This window comes from Bacillus sp. KICET-3, from assembly GCF_033261025.1.
Lineage (GTDB): Bacteria > Bacillota > Bacilli > Bacillales > Bacillaceae > Bacillus > Bacillus sonorensis.
On the sequence record NZ_CP137345.1, the window covers coordinates 4,001,579 to 4,016,645 of the forward strand.

At 44.3% G+C, this 15,067-nt stretch carries 18 protein-coding genes; 2 read left to right on the forward strand and 16 right to left on the reverse strand.

From position 1 onward, the window contains the following. Positions 1 to 60 precede the first annotated feature (60 nt). The 14 genes from csrA to R5H20_RS20585 all read right to left on the reverse strand — a co-directional run bounded on the left by csrA (position 61) and on the right by R5H20_RS20585 (position 10,588). Positions 61 to 285 (reverse strand): carbon storage regulator CsrA, encoded by a 225-nt coding sequence (gene csrA, locus R5H20_RS20520; RefSeq protein ID WP_006639255.1) that lies wholly within the window; start codon positions 283 to 285, stop codon positions 61 to 63. After that, positions 279 to 710: a flagellar assembly protein FliW gene (gene fliW, locus R5H20_RS20525; protein WP_006639256.1), complete on the reverse strand. Its 432-nt coding sequence runs from the start codon at positions 708 to 710 to the stop codon at positions 279 to 281. Before fliW ends, csrA begins: the two co-directional genes overlap by 7 nt. A gap of 20 nt (positions 711 to 730) precedes the next feature. After that, a complete protein-coding gene (locus tag R5H20_RS20530; RefSeq protein ID WP_006639257.1) occupies positions 731 to 1,297 on the reverse strand; it encodes a DUF6470 family protein in 567 nt (188 codons plus the stop codon). A 49-nt stretch (positions 1,298 to 1,346) separates the two neighbouring features. Then, positions 1,347 to 2,258: a flagellar hook-associated protein FlgL gene (gene flgL / locus R5H20_RS20535; protein ID WP_006639258.1), complete on the reverse strand. Its 912-nt coding sequence runs from the start codon at positions 2,256 to 2,258 to the stop codon at positions 1,347 to 1,349. A gap of 10 nt (positions 2,259 to 2,268) precedes the next feature. Further along, positions 2,269 to 3,792 carry a flagellar hook-associated protein FlgK gene (gene flgK, locus R5H20_RS20540; protein ID WP_006639259.1) on the reverse strand — a complete coding sequence of 508 codons (1,524 nt, stop codon included), beginning with the start codon at positions 3,790 to 3,792 and terminating at the stop codon, positions 2,269 to 2,271. Between the two features lie 17 nt (positions 3,793 to 3,809). Then, a complete protein-coding gene (locus R5H20_RS20545; RefSeq protein WP_029419581.1) occupies positions 3,810 to 4,292 on the reverse strand; it encodes a flagellar protein FlgN in 483 nt (160 codons plus the stop codon). Positions 4,293 to 4,306: 14 nt separating this feature from the next. Beyond that, positions 4,307 to 4,570 carry a flagellar biosynthesis anti-sigma factor FlgM gene (gene flgM / locus R5H20_RS20550; RefSeq protein ID WP_006639261.1) on the reverse strand — a complete coding sequence of 88 codons (264 nt, stop codon included), beginning with the start codon at positions 4,568 to 4,570 and terminating at the stop codon, positions 4,307 to 4,309. A gap of 79 nt (positions 4,571 to 4,649) precedes the next feature. After that, positions 4,650 to 5,069: a TIGR03826 family flagellar region protein gene (locus R5H20_RS20555; protein ID WP_006639262.1), complete on the reverse strand. Its 420-nt coding sequence runs from the start codon at positions 5,067 to 5,069 to the stop codon at positions 4,650 to 4,652. Between the two features lie 57 nt (positions 5,070 to 5,126). After that, positions 5,127 to 5,861 carry a ComFC family protein gene (locus tag R5H20_RS20560; RefSeq protein WP_006639263.1) on the reverse strand — a complete coding sequence of 245 codons (735 nt, stop codon included), beginning with the start codon at positions 5,859 to 5,861 and terminating at the stop codon, positions 5,127 to 5,129. After that, positions 5,818 to 6,102 carry a late competence protein ComFB gene (locus R5H20_RS20565; protein ID WP_006639264.1) on the reverse strand — a complete coding sequence of 95 codons (285 nt, stop codon included), beginning with the start codon at positions 6,100 to 6,102 and terminating at the stop codon, positions 5,818 to 5,820. The genes R5H20_RS20560 and R5H20_RS20565 overlap by 44 nt, the downstream gene beginning before the upstream one ends. Before the next feature lie 56 nt (positions 6,103 to 6,158). After that, positions 6,159 to 7,505, reverse strand: a complete 1,347-nt coding sequence (locus R5H20_RS20570) for an ATP-dependent helicase ComFA (protein ID WP_006639265.1) — start codon at positions 7,503 to 7,505, stop codon at positions 6,159 to 6,161. 192 nt (positions 7,506 to 7,697) lie between these two features. After that, complete coding sequence (locus tag R5H20_RS20575; protein ID WP_006639266.1) at positions 7,698 to 8,540, reverse strand: DegV family protein; 843 nt, start codon at positions 8,538 to 8,540, stop codon at positions 7,698 to 7,700. A 119-nt stretch (positions 8,541 to 8,659) separates the two neighbouring features. Next, positions 8,660 to 9,349: a two-component system response regulator DegU gene (degU, locus tag R5H20_RS20580; RefSeq protein ID WP_003185730.1), complete on the reverse strand. Its 690-nt coding sequence runs from the start codon at positions 9,347 to 9,349 to the stop codon at positions 8,660 to 8,662. 81 nt (positions 9,350 to 9,430) lie between these two features. Further along, complete coding sequence (locus R5H20_RS20585) at positions 9,431 to 10,588, reverse strand: two-component sensor histidine kinase DegS (protein ID WP_006639267.1); 1,158 nt, start codon at positions 10,586 to 10,588, stop codon at positions 9,431 to 9,433. A 221-nt stretch (positions 10,589 to 10,809) separates the two neighbouring features. Between R5H20_RS20585 and R5H20_RS20590 the strand changes: the two genes are divergently transcribed. Both R5H20_RS20590 and R5H20_RS20595 read left to right on the forward strand, forming a co-directional pair. Then, positions 10,810 to 11,448: a YigZ family protein gene (locus R5H20_RS20590; protein WP_006639268.1), complete on the forward strand. Its 639-nt coding sequence runs from the start codon at positions 10,810 to 10,812 to the stop codon at positions 11,446 to 11,448. A gap of 16 nt (positions 11,449 to 11,464) precedes the next feature. Further along, a complete protein-coding gene (locus R5H20_RS20595; protein ID WP_006639269.1) occupies positions 11,465 to 12,544 on the forward strand; it encodes an LCP family protein in 1,080 nt (359 codons plus the stop codon). A 142-nt stretch (positions 12,545 to 12,686) separates the two neighbouring features. Here the strand turns inward: R5H20_RS20595 and R5H20_RS20600 are convergent, their stop codons facing one another. Together R5H20_RS20600 and tuaH are read right to left on the reverse strand one after the other, a co-directional pair. Next, positions 12,687 to 13,751, reverse strand: a complete 1,065-nt coding sequence (locus R5H20_RS20600; RefSeq protein ID WP_006639270.1) for a glycosyltransferase family 4 protein — start codon at positions 13,749 to 13,751, stop codon at positions 12,687 to 12,689. Between the two features lie 122 nt (positions 13,752 to 13,873). Beyond that, positions 13,874 to 15,055 carry a teichuronic acid biosynthesis protein TuaH gene (gene tuaH, locus R5H20_RS20605; RefSeq protein WP_006639271.1) on the reverse strand — a complete coding sequence of 394 codons (1,182 nt, stop codon included), beginning with the start codon at positions 15,053 to 15,055 and terminating at the stop codon, positions 13,874 to 13,876. Positions 15,056 to 15,067: the final 12 nt, after the last annotated feature.

Genomic DNA, 15,067 nt, shown 5'->3' on the forward strand with positions numbered 1-15,067 from the left:
TGCTACATCCTTTATATCGGAGCCGGTATTGGAATGTTTATAGCCAAAATAAAAAAATCCTCACTTTTTTTGTGAGGATAATTTCGCCAGCAAATCGTTTGAAATAGAAGCGGCCCGGCTGTTTTCTTCCTGGATTGACAAATAGATTTCCTTGCGGTGAATGTCAATGTGCTTCGGCGCATCGATGCCGATTTTCACCTGATCTCCGTCAACCGCAATAATTTTCACTTCAATATCATCGCCGATTTGAATCGATTCATTAAGTTTGCGGGATAAGACTAGCATGCTCCCCCTCCTATCGGATGCTTTGTTTGATAAGGGGAGTCGTGCAAAATTACTTGTTTGGCGAGCATTTTTTTGCGATTTACGACGATCGGAGCCATCAAGTTGGCCGTCGATTTCTCAAAAGGCTCTTCAATTGTTAAAATAGCCATCACTTCAACGTCTTCGGCCGATTCGATTTCCAGCAGCTCAACTGTCGTTTCATCAAGATCAAAACCGTAGTCTTTGAAAAAAACAAACGGACTGGCCACGATGAAGGCAAGCTCTGCCGTTTCCGCCGACTGGAGGACGACAAACGGGGAGTCCTCTGAAAGCGGCAGGATGACGAATTTTTTCTCATCCGAAAATCCCGGCAGGCCGTTTGCAAACAGTATCATTTGTTCTTCTTGGATTTGCGTGTCTCCATGGTATTTTGTTTGAATGATCATTGTTCACGATCCTTTTCGTTTTACTTTTGTTTTGGATATTCCACATCTATTTTTAACTCCGGATATTGAAGCATGTCAACCTTCACGCTGCCTGGCGTATAATCCACAATCGGCTTATTCGGCTTTACTTCAATGACAGGCTTATGCGGTGTCACTTCAATATTCGCTTTAGATGGTTCATACGCGATTTTTACTCGATCAAAAGAAGGTGTAAAGTGGACGCCGATCTGGATCGGTTCAGGCTCGCTGTTTCTTTTGGCCTGATCGGCAATCGGGTCGCCTTCGATTTCGATCCTCATCATTTCGTCCCCTTCTTCGGCCGTTCTCGCCATCCCGGCAAGCCAATCCTGATAGCCTTGCTGTGCAGCTTCTTCAATCCGTTTGAACATATTCTTCCTATCCAAGTCTTCCCAGGCTTTCGTCTGGTCAATCGTAAGCTTTGAAGGAGTCGTTGTGATCTCCAGCTCAGCGGGCGGCTGTTCGATCTCCACATCTGCTTGGGGCTGTTCCATTCTCAAGTCCGGCGGTATCGTTGTTAAACCGATGCGGCCGGGGATATTTTGCATAATTAACCTTGGCATCTGCATGCTGTCTGCCTCCTTTTGTTGAAAAAAAGCAACTCAATGAGAGTCGCTTTTATCTTAAAAAGTCTATCAATGTCGGCTGAACGATTTTCGCGTTTACAGAAAGTGCGGCTCTGTGGACGCTTTGCTGTGTAATAAAATCGGTGATTACTTCTTCAAGCTCAACATCTTCGTTGTCTGACAGCACTTTAGTCGAAGTTTCTTCTTGTGCGCTTAACCTCGTATTGATTAATTCAAGCCGATTGTAGCGCGCGCCTATATCAGACCGCTCAGCACTCATCTGACTGGAAAATTGATCAATATCTGACAAAATGGCGTCCATGCCGTCCAATGAACCTGATTTTAAGGCTTGTTCAAGAGAATCGAGCATTTGAAAGACGTTTTGCCCGCTGTCTGATTGTCCGCCAAAGGCTGTAATCGGATTTGCATTCACCTTTAATGTCGCATTAGGAGAAACATTAATGGTTACGTCAGAAGTGCTTGTATAGTTTTCAAAATTATACGTATAAGATCCGTCAGCATTTTTGACGATCGGAGCGACATCCGAGTTCGTCCCGTTAAAAATGTAGCGTCCGTTGACCTGGGTATTGGCGATCTGCGTCAGCTGTTCCTTCAACTGGCCGATTTCAACCCCAATCGCCTGCAGCTCATCGTCACCGTTTGTATTGTTTTTAGCTTTAACAACAAGCTCTCTTACTTTCTGCATAACATCAATGCCCTCAGTAATGTTCGTTTCCGTGTTTTCAAGCCATGTAAACGCCTGTGAGGCATTGCTTTTATATTGTTGCACCTGGGATAATTGCGTATTGTATTTCAGGCTTTTCATCGCAACGATCGGATCGTCTGACGCCCTCGTGATTTTTTTCCCGGATGAAATCTGGGATTGAAGCTTATCCAGCTTCCCGTAGCTGGAATTTATGTAGCGCAAAGAGTTTCTTGCGATCATGCCTTGGGTTACCCGCATAGTTCTTTACCTACCTTCCCACGACACCCATGCCGTTAATTATCTTATCTAGAATTTCGTCCTGCAGTGTGATCATTCTCGCGGCTGCATTATAAGCATGCTGGAATTGGATCATGTTTGACATTTCTTCATCCAGCGAAACCGCGCTCACCGACTGCCGGTTGATTTCTGCTGAATTGAGCTGTGTTTCCGTATTTTTCGCCAGGCGGTTCGTCTCCTGCGCCTGAACACCCATTTCGCCGATGATGCCGGCGTAGTAGTCTAAAACAGTCGTCGTTTTCTCGCCGATTGTAATTTTGCTCGTAAAGACCGCTGCCAGGTTTGTCGCATTTGCGTTATCACTCGTTTGGCCGTTCAGCGATGCGGCGATCTTTTCACCTCTGGAAGCCATGATATCATCGGCTACTTTTATTTTCGCCGCCGCCCCTTTGGCAGGCTCAGCCTCTGTGCCGGTAAATTCGAAGAACGCGCCTCCCTTTTCACCTGTATTGGTGAAGCCGTTTTGATGGACCTCGTTAAACGCTTTTGCAAAAGCAAGCGCCATATCATCAAGATTGGTGAGCATGTCGGGATAAATCCCTTTTTCTTCGCCGTTTGACATATAACCGAAGGATTCAATTAAACCTAAAAGCGAGCCTTTGCTTGTAAAAGCGTCGGCTGCGATGTCCGTCCCGCCGAGTGAGATGATTGTCACAAGCCCTGTGTCATTGTCATAGTTTACTTTGACATCCGCAGTTGTGTAAGTTTGACCATCAAGCACCTTGCCGAGAGACTGGCCGTTGCTGCCGAGAATTTCGACGGAAACGGTTCCCTCTGCAGCAGGAAGCGAATTGCCGCCTGTTTTATTGTAGCTGACTTTTATACTGGCCATGGAGGACAGCTGATCAAGCAGCTGGTCGCGTTTATCGTATAAATCATTCGGAAGATAGCCGTTTGGTTCAACTTGTGCAATTTGCTCGTTCAAGCTGTTCAACTGAGAAAGCAGCGAATTCATCGTCAAGACGTCTTGATTCAGCTGATCGCCTAAATTTCTTTGGACAGTCGTTAATGATTCATACAAATGGTTGAACGTCTGGGCGACCGTCTGCCCTTTTTGCGCCACAACCGACCGCGCGCTCGGCTCATGCGCATTGTTCGTTAATTCCTGGATTGAATTCCAAAAAGAATTGAGTACGCTGTTCAGCCCGCTGTCATCCAGTTCGTTCATTATGCCTTCCATTTGTGCAAAGGCATCGACTTTTGAATTGTAATAACCTGCGTTTGTACTGTGGGACCGATATTGATAATCGAGAAAACTGTCTCTCACCCGTTCAACCGAACCGACCTCAACACCTGTTCCCATTTGTCCGGCAAGACCGACGGAATTCATTGAGACCGACGGATAAGGAGTTGTCGCTTTAAAAGTGACACGCTGCCTTGAATATCCTTCCGTATTGGCATTTGATATGTTGTTTGCTGTGACGCTTAAAGCAGCCTGCTGGGCGGCCAGCCCTCTTTTCGCTGTTTCCAGCCCCATAAAAGTTGGTATCGTCATCTTTCTTTCCCTCCGTTCTAAGCCTTTGAATCAAAAAGAGAAAGCCTGCTTGAGGCCCCCTGCTTGGGCGGCTCCTGCGGTTTTCCGTAATTTGCGTTTCCTTCGTTCGGAAAAAGCATGTCAAATGTGAGTGATATGAATTGAAGCGACTGAATCGTCAGCTGTTTGTTCAGGTCGTTCACATCTTTCAAACGGGCGACAAGCTGTGAAAGCCTTTCAAATAGCTGTTCCAGCGCCGTTTTTTCACTGCCTTCCGCCTCGCTGATGCATGTGCTGATGGTTGTATCGGCTTTGCCGATGCAATCTTGTGTAGCCTCAATCCGTGCTTGCTCCGTTTGTTCAATCGCCTGCACATATTTTTGTTCCTTCGTCACGATGTCAGAAAGATCTTTAATTTCATTATTCTTCAGTGCCTCTGTTTTTTGTTCAGACAGCTTCAGCAGATGCTCGTGCAGGACGCAAAGGCGCTCAAGCTCTTCTATCACCCGTTTCACTGATATGTCTTCCTCCTTCTTTATTGCTGTTTATAGAAATTGACCATTTTTTCTGCTATGCCTGCGCGGTCGATTTGATATGTGCCATTTTCAACTGCCGCTTTCAGCCGGGCGATTTTTTCATGGCGTTCCTTCATTAAATCAGGTCCTTTTTGCAGCTCCTTTGCCTTTGCAGAAATTTCAACTTTATCCTGCTGGGCTGCTGTCTGAGTTGGCAATGTTTGTTTTTCAAAAGATTTATGATAAGGACTAACAGATTGTGTTCCATATTGGTTGATCTTCATGGGATTCCTCTCACTTTCCGTCATAGTCATCTATGATCATACTCATTTTATCGTCTGAGCTGCGAGTTAGTTTAGGGAATCAGTTGTTTTTAGGCTGAAAGGTATAGTATGTGCCTTTGGAACTATTGCCCTTCTCTTTTTCAAGCTGTTCCAGCTGGTCTAATTGGCTTATTTGCGATGCTAAATCTTGATCACAGGACTGGCAATACCGGCCTTCCCGGATAGTGGTGCCGCATCTTTCACACGGATAGCCGAGATTCGGAAAGTTGGAAAGCTGGATGCGTTTCTGTCTGATAAACTTCAAAATAAGCTCTTCCTCGACACCCGTTTTTTCCACAATATGAATCATCGTAGACTGCCGGTTTTCCTGTTTTTTTAGAAATTTGTATACTTTTTCAAATGAACGCTCTTCTTCTTTGAGACAAGAATTACAGACGGTTTGAAAGCTGTTTTTTAAAAACAATGCATTACAATTTGGACAATTCGCCAATTGATTCATAATTTTGACCCCTATCCTTAAATTCTATCATTTATATCGGCAGGGAAAAGAAATGATTTAGCTTCGAATTAAAGTGTAGGATGATACTGTATTTGCTTCCCCGTCCGCTTTCAGACATTCAGCCGCATGATGAAGAGTGGCCCCAGTCGTATACAAATCATCAATCAGCATGACGTTCAAACCTTTTACAGAACCCTTCTCCGTCTTGAAAACCGTTTTCTGTTTAAGACGCTCCGCCTTGCTTTTTTTCGACTGTTTCTCATTTTCCGTTCTGATCAATGGCTGCATGATAGGCCTGTTCAATAAGGAAGCAAGCCTTTCCGCCTGGTTAAAGCCTCTTTCCTTTTTGCGTTCTTCACTGAGGGGTATCGGTACCAGTGCGATATCTGAATGGGAGCAGTATGTTTGAAAGGCGCGGCTAAATGAAGGAGCAAATGCGTAGACGAGTTCTGCGTCGCCCCTGAACTTAAAACGGGCGAGAACTTCTTTCATGAAAGGATTATAGACATATACGGAGCGGTTTTGTTGGAGAAGGCCGCAGGTTTTCGGATTTGCTTCCCATTTTAAACAGTCCGGGCAGAGCTTTTCGCTGCTTTGAGGCCGGCCGCATTTGCGGCACACACTCCCTTTTATTTTGATAAAGCTCTCTTTACATTCTCTGCATATTTTTTCTTCCGTCTTGAAAAAGAAAAAAGAACGCCATGAAAGAGAATGTAAAAGAGGCGCTTCACAAATTAAACAAATCAGCTTATCCTCTTCCTTTCTTATGTTGTTCGCAATGCGGATTTTCATTGACCCTTCTGGCGGCTTCAGCCAAAGTGACAAGCATTGATGTATTTTTCTGCTTGTCAACAAGCTCAGCCTTTATGTACGCCAGCTTGGATTTATCTGTGACATATTTGGGCTTGACCGCATTCAAAGCCAAAGCCAGCACATCTTCTTTGCACCTGCTGCATAAGCAGCTCATATTGAGCTGGTCTATATATTGATTAAACAGTTCTTCCATGACAGCTTCTTTTGCATTGACTAGCATTCCGGCACCGCTCCTCGTTTTTCATCTTTTGAGTATACTGTACCATGATTATCGGACTAGTCAATCAAATTTTCCAGTTTAGCCATTTTATTCATTTGTTGAATATGACGGCGGGCGGCTATCATATTGACCGTCTTGCCGAAATGAAAAAAACAAACGGCTCCGGTCGGAAACTGCGGATGCCTCCCCGCTCTTCCCGATATTTGAACAAGAGCGCTTTCTGTAAAAACGGCTGACTCCGCACCGAGCACTCCGACCTGGGCTTTTTTGACCGTTACCCCCCGTTCCAATATGGTTGTTGTGACGAGAATATCAAACGCTCCGCTTCTAAACTGCTTTACCTTTTCATTTCTATCCGGGTCATCCGCATGTACGCCCGCTGTATTGAAATGTTCCTTTTTCAACAGCCTGACCGCAGATTGAAGCGTCTGAATCGAGGGCACAAATAAAAAGACAGGCTGATCCAGTTCTTTATGCTTGAAAAGCCAATTTTTCACGGCGGAGGGAATGTTTTTTCGTTCAAGTCTCTTTTTCCAGTTGCCGCACCATGCAAATTCCGGTTCTGGCAATGGACTTCTGTGATACCTTGCCGGAATCTGAACGGCCTTAAGCCTCCCGGATCCAACATGCCGTTTCATTTCCCGTGAAGGTGTAGCCGTTAAATATATTCGGGTGCATTGCTGCTTTCCCGCTTTTTTCACGGCGTATTGCAGCTTTTTATCCAAACAATATGGAAATGCATCAACCTCATCAACAATGATCACATCGAACGCTTCTTTGTAGCGCAGAAGCTGGTGGGTGGTAGAAATCATGAGAGGCGAGAGCATCCCCCTGTCTGGACTCCCTCCGTATAAAGCGGCAATTTCTACTCCTTTAATAGCGTTCTTTAATCTCGGGGCAAGCTCAAGAACAACATCTGTTCTCGGAGTGGCTATACATACTCTCAAGCCTTTAGTCAAAGCAAATTCTATTCCCTGAAAAAGAATCTCTGTTTTACCGGCACCGCAAACCGCCCAAATTAACAGCTCTTCTTTTTTGCGGATGGCTTCAACAATCGAGCTTGCCGCTTTTTCCTGCCCCTCGGAAAGAACGCCTCTCCACTCCATCCGGACAGCCGGCCATTTGGGCAGGTCAGCGTCTTTCCAAGTTAAGAGCGGCGTACATTCGCTTACTCTCCCCATCATCACGCATGAACGGCAGTAAACGCAGGTTTTATCACAAATAAAACAAGGGTATTTAGCAAAAAACGTCTGCTGATCCTGTCCGCATCGTTTGCAAATAAAGCCTTTTGCCGTTTTTGCAATCGGTTTTTCAGTTTTTATCAAACCTTTTTGGATATGCCATTCAATCACATGATCGGGAAAAGGCAACTCGCTTTTGAGAAGGTGGCGGGACTCAAGCATAGAATGAAACCTGCGGGAGTATTCGGATGCTGGATGCCGGCTATTTTCGGCTGACGCGATTTGAATCACCTCCAATCTGTTATCAGTATCTTTCAGGCCCGCTGTTTTGTAAAACCGGCAAAACCGAAAAATAGCGGACTGTGAGTCTTAGAAAATCAAAAAATCCCCGTTTTATCAAACGGAGATTTACATTTATACTAGATACCAGGCGATGCCCATTGCGCCTTCGCCAAGGTGCGTGCCGATTACAGGGCCAAAATAGCTCTTGTAAAATTCCGCATGAGGATATTGCTGTGACAGCTCTTCGATTATCTGTTCGGCTTCCTCCTCGCGATTGGCATGGATGACGACAACTCTCAGCGGTTTGCCTTTTCCGGCGTCCTCATCAAGAAGTTCATATATACGGTTTAAGGCTTTTTTTCTCGTCCTGATTTTTTCAAATGGAACGATCAGCTTGTTCTCAAAATGTAGAATCGGCTTTACTTTTAAAAGGCTGCCGACAAAAGCCTGTGCGCCGCTCAGCCTGCCCCCTCTTTGCAGATGGGAAAGATCGTCAACCATGAAATAAGCTCTCATCGAGGTTTTCATATGATCCAAATGACTGAGGATTTCTTCGGGCGCTGCTCCTTTTTCCGCCATTTCAGCCGCTTCGATCGCATAAAAACCTTGGGCCATGCAGCTGATTTCCGAATCATATGGATACACCTTGATGTTCTCCAGCATTCCGCCTGCTGACACAGCGCTGTTAAACGTGCCGCTGATTCCGCTGGAAAGATGGATGCTGATCACCGCATCGTATGATTCGGCAAGCTTTTCATACAGGGCGATCAATTCGCCGTAAGCAGGCTGGGAAGTCGTCGGGAGGTTGTTATGAGCTTTGACTTCTTTGTAATAATCTTTCCAGCTCATGTCAATTTCTTCTTTGTATGAAGCTTCACCGAAAACGACATTGAGCGGTATCATATGTATATGGTGGCGATCCCGCAGTTCTTTAGGTATATAAGCTGTACTGTCAGTTACTACTGCTGTTTTCATGAAATAAACCTTCCTTATGAAAGATACTTTTTTTCCTATTTTAAAAGAAAAACAATCGTTTTTCACTATAAAATATGATTTTCAAAAAAGAAAAGACCTGCCCGATGGCAAGTCCACTTTTATCTCATTTCTACCCAGCCATTTTTAATGGCCACAACTACAGCTTGAGTTCTGTCATTGACATTCATTTTCTGCAGGATGTTGCTGACATGGTTTTTAACCGTTTTTTCACTGATAAATAAAGATTCTCCTATGCCGCGGTTGCTTTTTCCGTCCGCGAGCATCTGTAAAACTTCGCATTCCCGTCTTGTCAAAATGTGCAAAGGTCTGCGGATTTCCGGATATACTTCGTGCTGAGCGTGTGATGACACACCGCTTGTTGCCAGACGGCGGAATTCATTGACAAGATTGTGCGTTACTTTAGGGTGAAGATAAGAACCGCCTTCTGCCACTACCTTAACGGCTTCAATCAATGTATCTGCGTCCATTTCTTTCAGCAGATAGCCGCGCGCTCCGGTTTTCAACGCATGTGTCACATAGTTTTCGTCATCATGGATCGATAGAATAATGACCTTTGATTCAGGATACAAATCGACAAGCTGTTTTGTCGCTTCAACTCCGTTTACATTCGGCATATTAATATCCATGATCACAACATCAGGATGATAGTGCTCGACGATGCGAGCCGCTTCATCACCGTCGTCTCCTTCAGCCACTACCTCAAAAGTAGGCTCAAAATCCAAAATCCGTTTGACACCTTCTCGGAATAACTGATGATCATCAATAATTACAATATTTACTTTAGTCACAAGCTACGCCTCCCCATTCTCATTGTTCTACACACCGCTTTTATGGTCAATATGTCTTTTGTCTCTATTTTACAATTATATTTACAATGAAAGCGGAACTTTAATCAAAATAAATGTCCCGAGACCTATTTTTGAATCAATCGTCATTGTCCCTTCAAGCAAATCGACTCTTTCCTTCATCCCGAGCAGACCGAAAGATTTGTTTTTCTTGCTTTTCGCTTCTTTTAAATCAAAGCCGTTTCCGTTATCCTTTATAATCAGAGTAACAAAATCTTTCGTTACTTCTACTTTAACATGAATTTCGGTCGATTCGGAATGTTTCAGGGCATTTGTGACCGCTTCTTGAGCAAGCCTGAAAAGCGCCACCTCAAAGCGCGGTGCAATTCGTCTTTCTTCAGATTCCCCGATACAATGGAAATGAATTTTCGCTTTCCCATGATAATCTTCGATTGTGTTCAAATACTTTCTGAGCGTCGGAATTAGCCCCAGGTCATCTAAAGCCATCGGCCTTAAATCATATATGATCCGTCTGACTTCATAAAGGGCATTTCGAACGTTTTGCCGGAGGTTTTTAATTTCCTGAAAGCCTTCTTCCGTTCCCTTGTCCCTGAATATCCGTTCTATCAATTCCGATCTCATCATCACATTTGCCAGCATTTGCGCTGGGCCGTCGTGAATCTCACGCGACACTCTTTTTCTTTCTTCTTCCTGCGCTTCGATAATTCGAAGACCGAAATCCTGTTTTGCCTGTGCATCTTCCAATAAAACGCCAACTTGGCGCAAGTCTTGGTTTAAATAGTTTAAGACAACTGTAATTTGACTGACAAGCCCTTCGGAACGTTCAATGATTTCCTGAAGGCCAAGGAGGCGCCTTTCCAGATCGTCGCGTTTCTCTCTAAGCTGTTTTTCGCGCTGCTGAATCATCGTCAGCTCTACTTGAAGTTTGTGCGCCTTTTCATAAGCTTCGCGAATTTCCGCTTCACTGAATTTATGAAAGTTTCTGCTGACCTCAGACAAACGGTTCCTCGCATGCCTGGCATGTACCTCTAATCTGTCTCCGAGATCAATGACTTCGTTGACCTGCTGCTTTATCTGCTTCAGCTCTTCCACCAAGCCTTCATATTGCTGGCGGGATTGTTCGCCGATTTGAAAGACTTCATCTTTGCTCCCGTCCACGGTTTTTAACATTTTCATAATAATTGAATCTAAGACTTTGGAGTCCATTTTGGAAACACTCACCCATTTTCCCTCCGTAACAGCATTGTCATGTAGTTTTATCATAAATTTCATTGAACTGAAATTCGTGTCGAATTATAATGAAAGAATGCGTATTCTGTTTTTTGGTTCTATTTTGATCTCCTATCCATATCACTTTAATCATAACAAAATACGCGTAAAAATTCTAAGTCTGTTCGTATTTAATGAACAGCCGCATGGCTTTTGTCAGGGGGTAAACAGGCATGCTTCAAAGCTATCTCACTGTTTCCGGTAATGGGACCCATGAAATCGTGATTGAGAAGTCCCGGTTTATTTGTCATTTAAGCCGTGTCAGTTCTGAGGAAGAAGCACAGGATTTTATTCATACCATAAAAAAACAGCATTGGAATGCAACCCATAATTGCTCCGCTTATGTCATCGGGGAAAACGACCAAATTCAAAAAGCGAATGATGACGGCGAACCGAGCGGAACGGCAGGGGTCCCGATGCTTGAAGTCTTAAAAAAACGCAATTTGAAGGATACTTGCGCAGTTGTGACACGGTATTTCGGCGGCATCAAGCTCGGCGCCGGGGGGTTGATACGCGCTTATGGAAAATCCGTATCAGAAGGGCTGAACCATGTCGGCGTCGTCGAACGCAAACTGATGCGCGTCATGCACACCAAAGTCGACTACACATGGATCGGCAAGCTCGAAAACGAGCTTCGCGAGTCCCCTTATCAAATTAAGGACGTTCACTATACTGATGAAGTTGAGTTTGAAACATATGTAAAAGAAAGCGACAAGCAGATCTTTACAGAATGGATGACCGAATTGACAAACGGCAAGAGTGAAAACAGGGAAGGTATTCAGATTTACTTGGAAGAAGCTTTTAATAATTAAAGGAGAATATATATATATGGCTGAGCGTATAAGAGTGAAAGTGCGGAAAAAAAAGAATAAAAAAAGGAAGCTGATCAAACGTTTTTTTGTCCTTATGTTACTCGCACTGCTCGCGGTTGGCGGAGTGGGGATATACAAGATTTACAATACGATCTCTGCGGCTGACGGCACCTATGACCAATTGGAACGGGGGGAAAAGTCGAAGCTTCGCGATGAGGTCGTCGACATCAAGAAAAAACCGTTCTCCATCTTATTTATGGGTGTCGAAGATTACTCGACGAAAGGGGAAAAAGGACGGACTGATTCCCTCATTGTCGTGACGCTCGACCCTAAACAAAAAACGATGAAAATGCTGAGCATCCCGAGGGATACAAGAGTTCAGCTCGCCGGTGACACAACAGGAGCAAAAACAAAGATCAATGCAGCGTACTCCAAAGGCGGCAAAGAAGAAACGATTGAAACTGTCGAGGATTTCTTAGGGATTCCGATCGACTACTATGCAACGGTCGATTTTGACGGATTCAAAGATGTCATTGACGAAATCGGCGGAATCGATGTAGATGTACCGTTTGATTTTAATGAAAAAAGCGATGTCTCCAAAACGAAACGAATTTACTTCAAAAAAGGAAACATGCATTTAAACGGGGAAGAAGCTCTTGCCTATGCCAGGATGAGGAAGCAGGATAAACGCGGCGACTTTGGCAGAAACGACAGGCAAAAACAAATTCTGAAGGCAGCGCTCGACCAAATTTCCAAGCCGCAAAACCTGGCTAAGATCGATACGATCGCACAAAAAGCAAGCAAGAATATACAAACGAACTTTAGAATTACACAAGCATTGGCCCTTCAGCAAATATACAACGGCTTTAAAGGCAACGATATTGAGACGTTAAGCATTACCGGCAAGGATTTGAATCTCGCAGGCGTCTATTACTTTGAGCCGGACGAACAAAACCTGACCAATGTTCAGAATGAGTTGAATCATCATTTATATCCGAATGCAACCGCTGATTCAAGCGGAACATCGACAGAAAGCCCCGCATCCACCGTTGACGGAACGGAAAGTTCTACCGATACGTCTGCGTCTTCTTATTAGGAAGAAAAGCATCTCTTGATCATGAAGAGGTGCTTTTTATTATGATCACCTTGCCCTTGTCACTGACCTCAGTGAGGACCGATAAAGGACGATAGCAAAAAACCCTGATCTCATTAAGAAATCAGAGTTTTCCCATTCCGTCTCAATTCTTTTTCACCATACGCCTGTAAAACTTCGTGAACGGTTTATATTTTTCATTCACCAGTCCTGTTACTTCTGCGATGATCTGCATGAACAGGATCAAGCAGAAGATGATGAAGATCGACATCCAAAGTGTCGCCGTTTTCAGGAGAATGGCGCAGAGGCTGAAGACAATGCCGATTAAATAGATGACAATGACGGCCTTTCTGTGTGACAGCCCGAATGCCATCAGCCTGTGATGTATATGCGATTTATCCGGGGCCGAAATCGGCTGCTTGTTCAAAATCCTTCTGATGATCGCAAACGTTGTGTCAAATATCGGCACCCCTAAAATAATGATCGGCACGACGACGCTGAAGAGCGTCACGCTTTTGTACAGCCCCAATAGCGACAGCACGGAGATCACATAGCCGAGAAAGAGCGAGCCTGTGTCTCCCATAAAGATTTTCGCAGGGTGGAAATTGTAAAAAAGAAAGCCGATCGTGCTGCCGATGACGACGATGGATAATGAGAAAATTAAGATTTTGTCGGCTGAAAAAGCCATGACGGCGATTGTGGATAAGCCGATCACGGATATCCCGGCCGCCAATCCGTCCAATCCGTCAATTAAATTGATCGCATTGGTGATTCCCACGATCCACAATATCGTCAATGGGTATGCCCACAAGCCCAAATCAAAGCGGACATCCCAAAACGGTATTGATAAAAATTCCATTTTCAAGCCAGTACTGACGATGAGACACGCAACTAATATTTGAACGATAAATTTAACTTTTGCACTTAAATTGTATTTGTCATCGATAATTCCTAAAATCACAATCAGACAAGCGCCGAGCGTAATCGCCGTTATTCTGTTTTCATAAAGGCCGCCGGCCACCGAACCGGTCAAGACTCCTATAAATATGGCTAAACCGCCCATTCTCGGCATGACTTTATTGTGTATTTTTCGATTATCCGGCTGGTCAACGACACCGAATTTGATTGCTAAACGTTTTATAAGCGGAGTAATGATTAAAACAACAATCAGAGAGACAAAAAACGCAAAAATTGTGCGTTCATAAGACATAAAGAAGTCTCCTTTTTAAATGAAGTCTGGATAGTTTATAATGTCGGACATACCTCTCCATTATACAATTTCATTATTTATTATAACAAGCTTCAACTAAAAGAAACATTATAAATTATAGACTACGCATCTTGATTGAGGTTCAGTTTTCCAAGCATTGTTAAAAACAGCCGGTGCCAGTCCTTTTCACACGCAATTTTCTTGCGGAGTTCAATAGACGAAGGATCATCATATGAGCGCTCGAGTTCTTCACAGAGAGCCGTAAAAGCGCCTGGATCGCTTCCTGTCATATGCCGGTATACATCCTCTTTCTCCACCTTTTTCGTCGAAGGCAAGTTCATCCCTGCGACAGGCTTTCCTGCCGCCAAAAATTCAAACAGCTTTAAAGGAAACACCGCGTCATTATAAGGCGAAGGCTTATAGGGCATGATTCCGATATCGATCACATTCATGTAGGCGGGAACTTCCGCCGGCGCCGCCGGGCCCGTCCATACGACATTATCCTCCTCAAGCATTTCTTTAAAATCGGCATCACCATTCGTTCCGTCGGGGCCGACAAATAAAAATATCCAGTCTTTTTTTGCTCTCGCCGCTTTTTTAACCAGCTTAAAATCAAGCTTTGGTTTAATTCCGCCGATAAAGCCCAAAACGGTGCCCTTTCTTCCGCTCAGCACCTCTGCCCTTTCATGATTCAAGGCAAAGAAGTCATATTCCACTCCGTTTTCCACTGTAAAAACCGGCTTTCCCTCTTCCCCCAGCCGGTTTTCAACATTTTGGCGCAAGTGCTCAGAAGTGCAGAAAATTGTATTTGCCGCCTTGATAATTCTGCTTTCCGCCTCAAAAATAACCTTTTGCCTGAATGTAGATGCAAGATTTCGTTTTCCGCTGATCGGGGCTGCCCAAAGGTCGCTGCAATCGTATACGATATGGTCCCAGTCATAAAGCGACGACAACAGCGGAAAACCAGGGAATGTATACCATAAACACACTTTTTCTGCTTCTACCTCAGTTTTCAGCCGTTCAAGCAGCAGTCTCAGTTTTTTTTGATAAAACACGTCCCGATAACGGGCAAACCTGAACATTTTCTTTTTCAAAAAATCCTTTACCGCAAATTGTATAATTCCGTTGTGAAGCTTTGTAAACGCTTCTTGAGGAGCTTCTGCAGCCGGACATACCCAGAAGACCTCCTTCGTCTCTTGTTGCTCTGCTAAAAATTCAGCCAGCCGATGCCTTCTGTACCTTAATTGGTCTTGTCCCCATTCGCCCGTCGCCACGATGACGTGTATCACTTTTTCATCTCCCACGTTCCATCACTT